An 11,135-nucleotide genomic window follows, 5' to 3' on the forward strand; every position below is an offset into this window, starting at 1 on the left:
TTGCTGTTATGTTATAACATTTCTCTTTTGTTAGCATGCAAGGGGAATCCAATGGAACGCCAACGATACGCTTGGCTGGGCGGGAGCCTGGCCTGCCTCCTCGCCTGGTCGCCGGCCTGGGCCGAGACAACGGAAACCGGACAGCCGCGGGTCGGCTCGCTCTCGCCGCTGGTGGTCACCGCCACCCGTAGCGAAATTCGCCGCGAAGAGGCGCCGAGCGGCTACTCCGAAGTCACCCGCGAGGACATCGAGCGCCAGCCGGCCACCACCTTGGCGGAACTGCTGCGCGACGTGCCGGGGCTTGCCATCGACAACGAGCAGGACGGTCGCAGTCAGATCCGCGTGCGCGGCTTCAATCCGGGGCAGACGCTGATCCTGGTCAACGGCCGGCGCCTCAACAACACCGATGAGCTGGTCGGCCACAGCGATTTCCGCATGACGCAGATTCCCACCGCCGCCATCGATCGCATCGAGGTGGTGCGCGGGCCCACCTCGTCGCTCTACGGCGCCGATGCCCTGGGAGGCGTGATCAACGTCATCGTGCGGCCGCCCGAGGACACCTGGGCCGGCAGGGTGCAGTCGCGCCTGGGCAGCGTGCACCCGCGCAGCGGTGGCAGCGAGCGCAACCTGGCCGTGCACGCGGCGGGTCCGCTGAGCGAACGGGTCGGCGCCATGCTGAGCCTGGACTACCTCGACCGCGACGGCGTGCTCAACCCCGACCAGCCGGGGATAGATGAAATCGAGGGACGCGAGGCGCTCTCGGGCATGGGTAGCCTGTTCTTCCGCCCCGGCGAAGGGCACGAGGTCGAGCTGTTCTTCCACGGCAGCGACGACGAGCGGCGCGCCCGGCGGGGCGATGCCGACACCCGTGAACTCGACATCCGGCGCTACAGCACCGGCGCCCGCTATCAGTTCGATGCGCCGACCTGGACCGCCCGGGTGGACGCCTACCGCTCGCGCAGCGACTCCGAGGCGCTGCATCTCGATCGTCGCGATCAGCACACCGACGACATCGTCGACGCCAGCACGACCTACTACTGGGGCGCGGGCCAGGAGCTGACGGTGGGCGCCGACCACCGTCGCGAGCACTTCTCGCGCGACCGCGAGGGCGGGCGCGAGCACGACGACACCGTCAACCATCGCGGCGTGCTGGTGCAGAACCGTGGCCACTTCCTCGACGACCGACTGGTGCTGACCCTGGGCACCCGCTACGACGATCACACCCGCTATACCGGCGAGGTGAGCCCGCGTGCAGGCGCGGTCTACGCGCTCACGCCAAGCACCCGGCTCAAGGCCGACTACGGCCGCGGTTTCAGCGCTCCCGACCTGCGCCGTTCGGCGGCGGATTACGACTTCACCTTCAGCACTCGGCCGCTGCGCATCATCGGCAATCCCGATCTCGAACCCGAACGCAGCGACAGTTACAGCCTGGCGCTGGAGCACGAGGACGAGCGGCATCGCGCTGCCATCACCCTGTTCCGCAACGACATCAAGGACCTCATCGACCTGCGCTGCATCGAGTTCTGCGAACCCGGCAGCCGTCCGCCCGGTGAGGACGAGCTGCGCACCTACATCAACGTCGACCGTGCGCGCACCCAGGGCGTGGAGCTGGAGCTTGGCCGTCAATTCGACGACGGCAGCCTGCTGCGGGCCAACTACACCTACCTCGACGCACGTAACCGCGAAACCGGTGAGACTCTGGAGAACCGCCCGCGGCAGCGCTTCAATCTGCTGGCGGAGACGCCGGTGTGGCAGGGAGCGGCGGCGCACCTGCGCGGCGAGTACATCGGCTCCCAACGGCGCGGCGAGGTGCGCACCCGCGACTACACCCTGCTCCATGTGGGGCTGCGCCAGTCGCTCGGGCATGGCCTGTCGCTGGCTGCCGGCATCGACAACCTGACCGACCAGCGCCTGGCGGAGGTGGACGACGCCTTCATCAACGAGATTCGCGGCCGCTTCTACCACGCCTCGCTGAACTGGGAGTTCTGAGATGTGGGGAGTTCCGAGACGTGCCGGTCTGGCCTTGATCGCGACGGCCGGGCTGCTACTTGCCACGGCGCTGGCGGCCGAGGAGGCGCGCCCGCGCATGCTGCTGCTGGTCAACGACCCCATCCGGCCGGGCCTGCTCGAGGAGCTGGCCCGGCTGGGCGATGCCCAGGGCATCAAGGTCGACACCGGCTTCGTCGAGGCCCTGCCGGAGTCTCCCGATGCGGCAGCGCTGGCGGGTCTCGACCTGGCGGTGGTCTTTGCCCCGAGCCACGAGCTCGCCCGCCCCGAAAGGGTCGAGGCGCTGCGCGAGGCCCTGGCCGAGCGGCAAACCCCGCTGGTGGTCGTGGCGCGTGAGCGAACCGATAGCCACGGCCTGGAGGCCGGGCTCGGCGAACGTATTGCCGCCTACCTGACCGAGGGCGGCGAGCGCAACTTCGCGGCGCTGTTCACCCATATCGCCGGGCCGCTGCTGGGGCTGCACGAGGCCCCGGTGCCGGAGCCCATTCGCTATCCCGATCACGGCATCTACCACCCCGATTACGAGGGATTGGTGTTCGACGACCTGGCGTCCTACCGCGACTGGTACGGCGACTTCGACGAGCGTCCGGTGATCGGCATCGCCCTGCACGACACCCACGTGCGCCATACCCTGACCGGCTGGATCGACGCCACCATTGCGCATATCGAGGCGGCCGGTGCGGTGCCGCTGCCGTTCTACGTGCCGGTGCAGGGCGGCGAGGGGCTCACGGCCATGACCATGGAGGGGGGCGAACCGATCGTCGACGCGCTGCTGTTCTACCGCGTGACCCTGAACCCCGAAGGGCGCCGGGACGATCTGGCGGCCCTGGGCGTACCGGTGCTGCAGGGGCTGATCTACCGCGATGGCGACGAGGCCGCCTGGCGCGACGACCCGGTGGGCTTTCCCCGGGGCAGCACGCCGTTCTACTTCGCCATGGCCGAGATGGCCGGCATCGCCGACCCCAGCGTGGTAGCGGCGGAGCATGCCGTCAGTGGGGAAGTGCTGCCGATCGAGCCCGAGCTCGGCATGCTGGTGCGGCGAGCGCTCAAGGCCGCCGAACTCCGGCGCAAGCCCAATGCAGACAAGCGCCTGGGCCTCTACGTCTACAACTATCCGGCGGGCAGCGAGAACTTCTCCGCCTCGCACCTCAACCTGCCCGCCAGCCTCGCTGCCACCCTGCACGATCTGGCAGAGGCCGGCTACGACGTGGAACGGCCCGACGTTGAGCGGCTCACCGATGCCGGCAAGCGGCTGGTCGGTGCCTACCAGGCCGACGCCGGCCTCGAAGCGCTGCTCGACGACGACCTGGCTGCTCTTTTCCCGCTCGACGACTACCTCGACTGGCTGGATTCCCGCGGCGAGTCCGTGCGGGCACGCACCGAAGCGGAGTGGGGCCCGCCGGAGACGGCACGAACCCTGATCGAGCGTGACGGCGAGCGCTTCTTCGTGGTGCCGCGCCTGGCCCTCGGCAATCTGCTGGTCATGCCCCAGCCGCCGCGGGCGCTGCCGGGCGATCCGGCGCGGGAAGGGGCCTACCACGATACCGACCTGGCGCTGAGCCACGACTACCTGGCCAGCTACGCCTACCTGCATCGTGCTTTCGACGCCGATGCTCTGATCCATTTCGGCACCCACGGTTCGGCGGAGTTCGGCGTGGGCAAGAGCCGCGGCCTGGCGCTGGACGACGACCCCCATGCCCTGCTCGGCGAGCTGCCCCACGTTTATCCCTACATCGTCGACAACCTGGCCGAGGCCACCTTGGCCAAGCGGCGCCTGCGCGCCACCATGGTTTCCCACCAGACCCCGCCTTTCGCCCCTGCGGCGCTCTACCATGAGCTGGTGGACCTGCACCACCTGGTGCACGATTGGGAGACCATGGACGACGGTGCCGCCCGCGAGCGGGTGCGTGACCAAATCATCGAACAGGGGCGCGAGATGGATCTGCACGCCGACCTGGGCTTCGACGATGCCGCCCTGGACGCCGACTTCGAGCATTTCCTGCATGCGCTGCACGACTACATTCACGACCTGGCCCAGCAGAGCGAGCCCATCGGCCTGCACACCTTCGGCCGCACGGCGGAAGACGAGCACCTGGTCGCCACGGTGATGCAGATGCTCGGCGACGAATTCCTCGAACTCGTTGCCGACGACCCCGAAGAGCTGTTCGCCGGTGATTTCGAGACCGCCGTGGTCGACTCCGCCCCCTACCGCCTGCTCGTCGCGCACCTGCTGGAAACGGGAGGCAGTGCTGGCGAGCATGAGGAGGCGCTGGCCGACATGCTCGCCCGCGCAGACGAGTATTTCGAAGCGCTGCGCACCCAGCGCGAGAGCGAGGCGCTGATCGCAGCGCTGGGCGGTGGCTTCGTTATGCCCTCGGTGGGCGGCGACCCCATCCGTAACCCGGATTCGCTGCCTACCGGGCGCAACCTATACGGTTTCGATCCCTCGCGAGTGCCCACCCGCGCCGCCTACGAGACCGGCGCCGAGCTGCTGGAGACGCTGCTCGAGGAGCACCGGGCGGAGCATGGCAAGCCGCCCGAACGGCTGGCCTTCACGCTGTGGTCCATGGAGGTGATGCGCCACCATGGCGTGATCGAAGGGCAGGTGCTGGCCGCCCTGGGGATACGGCCGGTGTGGAATTCGCGCGGTCGTGTGGAGGGCGTCGAGCTGATTCCCGAGGAAGAGCTGGGCCGTCCCCGTGTCGACGTGGTGCTGCAGACCAGCGGGCTCTACCGCGATGCCTTCGCCGGCACCCTCGAGTGGCTGGCGCAGGCCGCTGCCCTGGCGGCGGAGCAAGAGGAGCCGGACAACTCGGTACGGGCCATGACTCTGCGCCTGGAAGAGGAGCTCCGCACTCTGGGACTGGACGTCGAGAGCGTTGCGCGGCTGAGCCGCACCCGGGCCTTTTCCTCGGATATCGGCCAGTACGGGCTGGGGCTCGACGGCGCCGTGGCCGACGTAGACGCCTGGGCCAACGGCGGCGAGCGCGACGACGCCTACCTGGGGCGGGTCTTTCTCGACCGTCTGCAGCATGCCTATGGCCCCGACCCCGAGCATTGGGGCGAAACGGTGGCCGGACTCAACCTGTTCGAGCGCCAGCTCGGCGAGATCGATGCCGCGGTGTTCGCCCGCAGCTCCAACCTCTACGGCCTGCTCACTTCCGACGACCCCTTCCAGTACCTGGGTGGGCTCTCGCTCGGCGCCAGCGTGGCTGGCGGCGAGCGTCCCACGCTCTACATCGGCAACCTGCGCGATGCGGCCAACGGCCGCATGGAGCGTGCCGAGCAGTTCCTCTCAAGGGAGATCCGCACTCGCTACCACCACCCACGCTGGCTCGCCAGCATGGTGGCGGAGGGCTATTCGGGCACCACCAATCTGCAGGCCACCGTCGAGAACCTGTGGGGCTGGCAGGCCACCGCGCCGGAGATGGTGCGCGACGACCAGTGGCAGCGCTTTTTCGAGATTTACGTACAGGACGCCTATGAGCTGGGGCTGGAGGCGTGGTTCGAGACGCACAACCCCGAAGCGCTGACACGCATCGTCGAGCGCATGCTGGACGCCGTACGCACCGCCCACTGGCAGCCCGACGACGCCGCCCTGGAGGCGCTGCTGAGCCATTACCGGGAGTGGACAGGCGCCCACGGCAGCACCGGCAGCACCGGCGGCACCGGCGGCAGCGCGGCGCGGGAAGCGTTCGTCGACTCCAGCCTGGCCGGCTTCGGGATGCAGTCGCCCACGACGGTGGGGGAGGGCGGCGGGCAAACGGAACCGGTGGTGGGCGAGCTTCTTCAGCCGATGAATGAGCCCGCACCGCAGGGCGATGCTACCTCTGCCTGGACATCGCTGCTCTACATCATGGTGCTGCTGCTGCCGTTCCTGCTCGGCGCCCTGCATCAGTGGCGGCGCGGTCGCCACGTCAACGCACTACCTGCCTATCGGGAGACCCCCGCATGACGACACTGGAAATCACCATGTACGAACTGGGCCGGCTGTTCCTGATGCCGGTGCTGATCCTGATCCTGCTGCTGTTCGCCTACGCATTCTACGCCCTTGGCGCCTTTGCGGTGGCCGCCTGGCAGCGGCGCCGCGGCCTGGCGGCCTGTCCGCTGCGCGAGCAACTGGCTCGCCACGGCCGGCTCGACAGCGAGGAACTGGAGCTGGTGATCCTGCGCCGCCTCGAACCGCTGCGGGTGGTGTCGCGTACCGCGCCCATGCTGGGCCTGGTGGCCACCATGATTCCGCTGGGGCCGGCGCTGCTGGCGCTGGGCGACGGCGACCTGGCCACGGTGGGTGAGCAGCTCGTGGTGGCCTTCGCCGCGGTGATCCTGGCGCTGATCACCGCCTCGATCACCTTCTGGATACTCACCGTGCGGCGGCGCTGGCTTCTGGTGGCGCTGAAGCGCATCGAGCGCGAGGAGGCCGGGGCATGAGGCGTTTCCTGGATGCCGAGGAGAGCGACGACCCGATTCTCTCGGTGGTCAACGTCATTGATGTCTTCCTAGTCATCGTGGTGATGCTGCTGATCGTGGTGGCCCAGAGCAGCGCCACGGCGCTCGAGGCCGTGAGTCAGCGTGAAGGGGGCGAGACGGTCGCAGAAACGGCTGAGCGACTGGAGCGCTATGAGCGCAGCGGCGAGATCGGCGAAGGGGAGGGCGTACGTGCCGGCACTACCTACCGCCTGCAGGACGGCTCGCTGGTCTTCGTGCCGGACAGCGACTGAGCGTAAGACCTCAATCATGGCCGGCCGGGCGGGAAAAGTAGCGCCCGGGGCTGGTGCCGAGGCTGCGGCGAAAGGCGGCGATGAAGGCGCTGGGCGATTCGTAACCGACCTCCTGAGACACGACGGTGACCGAGCGCCCTTCCGCCAGCATGGGCAGGGCGGCGAGCAGGCGGGCCTGCTGTCGCCAGGCGGTAAAGCCCATGCCGGTCTGCGCCAGGAAGCGTCGTGCCAGGGTGCGTGACGAGGCACCGACCCTGCCGCCCCAGGTGGTCAGGTCGTCCCGGTTAGCCGGGTCGTCACGCAGGGCGGTGCAGATCCGCCGCAGCGCGGGATCGTCGGGCTCGGGCAGGTGCAGCGGTAGCGTGGGCCCTGCGTGCAGCTCGTCCAGCAGTACCGCGACCAAGCGGGCGCCGGCGCCGTGGGCGGTCGCCTCGGCCGGCAGCTCCATCAAACGCAGTATCAGCTCGCGCAGCAGCGACGAGACGTTCACTACGCGTGGCTGGGCCGATGGCCCTAGCCGCTCATCGAGATAGAGGGTGCGCAGCTTCACAGGCCGGTGCATCAGCAGCGCATGCTCCAGGCGAGCGGGAATCCATACCGCAAGCTGGGGTGGCACCATCCACCATCCCGCTGGGGTCGCTATCGTCATCACGCCCTGGGTGGCGAAGACGAGCTGATGGCGCAGGTGATGATGACGGCCGGTGTCCCAGCCGGCGGGGTAGTCGCAGGCATAGGGCTGTACCGGACCCGAGGCGCTCTCGATGCGCCGCTGCAGGGCTTCGCGTGACAGGGGCGTGGCGTGGGCCAGGGTGTGGGGCATATTGTCCGTTTCGCGATATGTCTTGTCAGAATGGCGAGAGAAGTCGCTTCGCGTCCAGTTTAGCCTGAAAGCTCGGCAACTCTGGAGTCTGGCCATGAACGGCAAACGCGTTCCGCTACTGTTCCTCAACCTGGGGCACGCCTACGCCCACTATTTCATGCTGATCCATCCCACGGTGGCGGTGGCGCTCGAGCGACGCGGCCAGGGCGATTACGCTGCGCTGCTACTACCGGCCACGGCGGGCTTCGTCGCCTTTGCCGCCTTTACCCTGCCGGCGGGCTGGCTGGGCGACCGCTGGAGTCGGCGCGGCATGATAGCCCTGATGTTCCTGGGACTCGGTGCGGCTTCCATGCTCACAGGCTTTGCGAGCGGCCCTTACCAGTTGGCGGCCGGGCTGTTTCTGATGGGTAGCTTCGCGGCCATCTATCATCCCGTCGGCATCGCCATGGTGGCGGAGAGCAGTGATGGCGTCGGTCAGGCGCTGGGGGTGAACGGCGTGTGGGGCAACATGGGCGTCGCAGCGGCGCCGCTGCTGACCGGTGCGATCACGGGCATGCTCGGTTGGCAGGCCGCCTTTTTCATACCCGGGGCGCTGTGCCTGGCGAGTGGCATCGCTTACCTGGCGCTGGTATCGGCTGAAAGCAAGCCGCTTCAGCCGCTACGACCGGCTGGCGATGCCCCGGCAGCGGTGCAGGCCTCAACGGCCATACCGGGCCGGATTCTGGCCTACCTGATCGTCACCGCACTGATGGGCGGCCTCGTGTTTGCCTCCACCACCGTCGCGCTGCCCAAGATCATGGAAGACGCCTTCAGCGGCGGCGGGAATGCCCTGCTCGGTGCCGCCGGGCTGGCCTCGCTGATCTTCGCCTGCGCCTCCATGGCGCAACTCGTCACCGGCAGGGCGGTGGACCGGGTCGCGCCGCGGCAATTGATGCTGCTGCTGGCGTTGTTGCAGGTCCCGCTGTTGCTGCTGATGGTACAGGGTGGGCAATGGCAGATCGTTGCCCTGTCGCTAGGGCTGATGCTGACGGTGTTCGGTGTCATTCCGGTACAGGATGCCATCGTGGCACGCCATACCGCGAGCGCCTGGCGGGCACGGGTCTATGCCGTGAAGTACGTACTGTCGTTGGGGGTCGGTGCCCTGGCCGTGCCGATCGTGGCCTGGGGTTACGAGCCGGCCGCCGGATTCGTCCGGCTCTACATGTTGCTGGCCGCCTGTGCCGTCGGTGTGGCCATGGCGGCCTTGCTGCTGCCGGCCCGACGCTACGCGCAGGCGGCTCTCGGTGATAGCCAGTAACATCGGTTAGCGGAGAGTGGGCTGTTGCGTGGCGCATCAGGAGAATGGAGGACACGATGGAGCTCTCTTCCCAGGCGGCCGGCCAGTCACTACCACAGGAGGCCATGGATGCCTTCGCCATCATCGCTCGCGAGCTGGGCGAGAGCGTGGTCGGCGTCTATCTGTTCGGCTCGGCGCTTGCCGGCGGCCTGCGACCCAATAGCGACGTGGACGTGTTGGTGATCGTCGGCCAGCCGCCCGAGGAGGCGGTGCGCCGACGGCTGGTCGAGGCGCTGATGCGGGTCTCCGGAAGCCCCGCCAACGACGGCTCGCCCAGACCATTGGAAGTGACGCTGCTATGTCGGCAGGTGCTGGTGCCGTGGCACTACCCGCCGGGGAGCGAACTGGTCTACGGCGAGTGGCTGAGGGACGAGTTCGAGCAGGGTCGCATACCGCCGGCGGCAGCCGACCCCGATCTGGCCGTGGTGCTGACCACCGCCAGGCAGTCGAGCCTGGCCCTGTACGGGCCGGAACTCGCAGAACTGGTCGCGCCGATTCCCGAGGCGGACCTACGCCGGGCCATCGCCGATTCGCTGCCTGGCCTGGTGGCGGGGTTGCAGGGCGATGAGCGCAACGTGCTACTGACCCTGGCGCGCATGTGGATGACTCTCGAGACGGGAGAGATCGCTCCCAAGGACGTTGCCGCCACCTGGGCGCTGGAGCGCCTGCCCCCCGAGCATCAGGCCATCATGGCGATGGCGCGGCGCGGCTATCTCGCAGGAGGCAGCGAGGACTGGACACAGCGCAAGCCGCAGGTGAAAGCGCTGGCGGCCTATCTGCAGCGGGCCATCGCTTGACCGAAGGCGGGCCCATTAGGCTAGTCTCTTAGCACGCTCATTTTCTTGGATGGCTAAGGAGTCTGTCATGAAGGTCGTTACCCTGAAGAGCCCCGGCGGGCTGGACCAGTTGCAAGTCGTCGAACGCGAGGCGCCGGGAGAGCCTGGGCCGGGGGAGATCCGCGTGCGGATCCATGCCAGCTCGCTCAACTTCCACGACTATGCTGTGGTCGCCGGGATGATCCCTACCGAAGATGGCCGCATTCCCATGTCCGACGGGGCGGGCGTGGTCGAGGCGGTGGGCGAGGGCGTCGAGGAGTTCGCCGTTGGCGATGCGGTGGTCTCCACCTTCTTCCCCTACTGGCTCGACGGCCCGGCCCGAGTGGCGGACTTCAAGACCACCCCCGGCGATGGCCTCGACGGCTACGCCCGCGAGCAGGTCATTCGCCCGGCCACTTGGTTCACCCACGCGCCCAAGGGTTACAGCCACGAGGAGGCCGCTACCCTCACCACGGCGGGGCTCACTGCCTGGCGGGCGCTGGTGGTGGATGGCAATCTCAAGGCCGGCGATACGGTGCTCACCCTGGGCACCGGTGGCGTTTCCATTTTCGCCCTGCAGTTTGCCAAGGCCATGGGCGCCCGGGTGATTTCGACCTCGTCATCCGACGAGAAGATCGAAACGCTCAAGAAGCTCGGCGCCGACCATACCATCAACTACAAGGCCGAGCCGGAGTGGGGCAAGAAGGTGCAGGCGCTGACTGACGGCCAGGGCGTCGACCACGTGATCGAGGTGGGTGGCCCCGGCACCCTGCCGCAATCCATCGACGCCGTGCGCATCGGCGGTCATATCGCCCTGATCGGCATTCTGACCGGGCGCGGCGGCGAAGTGCCCACCGTCAAGCTGATGGCCAAGCAGGCACGCCTGCAGGGGCTGATCGTCGGCAGCCGCATTCATCAGCAGGAGATGGTGCGCGGCATCGAGGCCTGCGGCGTGCGCCCGATCATCGACAGTCGTTTTTCGCTGGAACAGATCGCCGACGCCTTCCGCCACGAGGAGTCGGGACGTCACTTCGGCAAGATCTGCCTGACCTTCTAGGCTATGCCTGAAAACTGTCTGCGCTTGGCCATACGGCGTTAAAAATCAGCTCAAAGTACTCATTTACACCACGTAAACTCCGTCTTTGGGCTCGCGACATCCATGTCGCTCGCTCTTCGAGCAGCGGAGCTGCCCAAATCGGCTTTCCTGCCGATTTGTCGCTGATTTTTGCCTTGCGACCCACATGGATGTGGGAAGTGCGTTGGCCCGTAAGGAACGGGCCTAGCCCTGACCTTCGCTCGCCGACTTTTCAGACAAAGCCTTGTGTCTCTCCGGGCTTGTTGATTAGCTACCAGCAGGCCTTGGCATCAGGGTGAGCATCCACAGAGCCTGAGGCGCTACAGCCTGGGACTTAGATTATGCCCCCTGATGCCTACTA

8 protein-coding genes are annotated in these 11,135 nt (G+C 67.7%); 7 read left to right on the forward strand and 1 reads right to left on the reverse strand.

Annotated features, from left to right (window positions below; translation table 11 throughout):
• Nucleotides 1-51: 51 nt before the first annotated feature.
• From HOP58_RS19585 to HOP58_RS19600, 4 genes are read left to right on the forward strand one after another with little or no spacing between them, the layout of a single operon-like run.
• Nucleotides 52-1,989, forward strand: a complete 1,938-nt coding sequence (locus tag HOP58_RS19585; RefSeq protein WP_234261288.1) for a TonB-dependent receptor — start codon at nucleotides 52-54, stop codon at nucleotides 1,987-1,989.
• Nucleotide 1,990: 1 nt separating this feature from the next.
• On the forward strand, nucleotides 1,991-5,962 hold the full coding sequence (cobN, locus tag HOP58_RS19590; protein ID WP_234261289.1) for a cobaltochelatase subunit CobN: 3,972 nt from the start codon (nucleotides 1,991-1,993) through the stop codon (nucleotides 5,960-5,962).
• On the forward strand, nucleotides 5,959-6,438 hold the full coding sequence (locus HOP58_RS19595) for a MotA/TolQ/ExbB proton channel family protein (protein ID WP_010629892.1): 480 nt from the start codon (nucleotides 5,959-5,961) through the stop codon (nucleotides 6,436-6,438). The genes cobN and HOP58_RS19595 overlap by 4 nt, the downstream gene beginning before the upstream one ends.
• Nucleotides 6,435-6,728 carry a DUF2149 domain-containing protein gene (locus tag HOP58_RS19600; protein WP_010629891.1) on the forward strand — a complete coding sequence of 98 codons (294 nt, stop codon included), beginning with the start codon at nucleotides 6,435-6,437 and terminating at the stop codon, nucleotides 6,726-6,728. Before HOP58_RS19595 ends, HOP58_RS19600 begins: the two co-directional genes overlap by 4 nt.
• Nucleotides 6,729-6,738: 10 nt before the next feature.
• Here the strand turns inward: HOP58_RS19600 and HOP58_RS19605 are convergent, their stop codons facing one another.
• Nucleotides 6,739-7,548 (reverse strand): helix-turn-helix transcriptional regulator, encoded by an 810-nt coding sequence (locus HOP58_RS19605; protein ID WP_234261290.1) that lies wholly within the window; start codon nucleotides 7,546-7,548, stop codon nucleotides 6,739-6,741.
• Between the two features lie 94 nt (nucleotides 7,549-7,642).
• Here HOP58_RS19605 and HOP58_RS19610 point away from each other — a divergent pair, with 94 nt between their 5' ends.
• The 3 genes from HOP58_RS19610 (at nucleotide 7,643) to HOP58_RS19620 (ending at nucleotide 10,756) form a co-directional block, all read left to right on the forward strand.
• Nucleotides 7,643-8,845, forward strand: a complete 1,203-nt coding sequence (locus HOP58_RS19610) for an MFS transporter (protein WP_234261291.1) — start codon at nucleotides 7,643-7,645, stop codon at nucleotides 8,843-8,845.
• A 56-nt stretch (nucleotides 8,846-8,901) separates the two neighbouring features.
• Nucleotides 8,902-9,681 (forward strand): aminoglycoside adenylyltransferase family protein, encoded by a 780-nt coding sequence (locus HOP58_RS19615; RefSeq protein ID WP_234261292.1) that lies wholly within the window; start codon nucleotides 8,902-8,904, stop codon nucleotides 9,679-9,681.
• A gap of 67 nt (nucleotides 9,682-9,748) precedes the next feature.
• Nucleotides 9,749-10,756: an NAD(P)-dependent alcohol dehydrogenase gene (locus HOP58_RS19620; RefSeq protein WP_234261293.1), complete on the forward strand. Its 1,008-nt coding sequence runs from the start codon at nucleotides 9,749-9,751 to the stop codon at nucleotides 10,754-10,756.
• Nucleotides 10,757-11,135 lie beyond the last annotated feature (379 nt).

The organism is Halomonas sp. MCCC 1A11062, from assembly GCF_021404355.1.
Taxonomy (GTDB): Bacteria; Pseudomonadota; Gammaproteobacteria; order Pseudomonadales; family Halomonadaceae; genus Halomonas; species Halomonas aerodenitrificans.

Excerpts from the sequence above, each read along its gene's own strand:
- cobN (WP_234261289.1), top strand. The coding sequence starts at position 1,991 with ATGTGGGGAGTTCCGAGACGTGCCGGTCTGGCCTTGATCGCGACGGCC.
- HOP58_RS19610 (WP_234261291.1), top strand. The coding sequence starts at position 7,643 with ATGAACGGCAAACGCGTTCCGCTACTGTTCCTCAACCTGGGGCACGCC.
- HOP58_RS19605 (WP_234261290.1), bottom strand. The coding sequence starts at position 7,548 with ATGCCCCACACCCTGGCCCACGCCACGCCCCTGTCACGCGAAGCCCTG.
- HOP58_RS19620 (WP_234261293.1), top strand. The coding sequence starts at position 9,749 with ATGAAGGTCGTTACCCTGAAGAGCCCCGGCGGGCTGGACCAGTTGCAA.
- HOP58_RS19615 (WP_234261292.1), top strand. The coding sequence starts at position 8,902 with ATGGAGCTCTCTTCCCAGGCGGCCGGCCAGTCACTACCACAGGAGGCC.
- HOP58_RS19595 (WP_010629892.1), top strand. The coding sequence starts at position 5,959 with ATGACGACACTGGAAATCACCATGTACGAACTGGGCCGGCTGTTCCTG.
- HOP58_RS19600 (WP_010629891.1), top strand. The coding sequence starts at position 6,435 with ATGAGGCGTTTCCTGGATGCCGAGGAGAGCGACGACCCGATTCTCTCG.
- HOP58_RS19585 (WP_234261288.1), top strand. The coding sequence starts at position 52 with ATGGAACGCCAACGATACGCTTGGCTGGGCGGGAGCCTGGCCTGCCTC.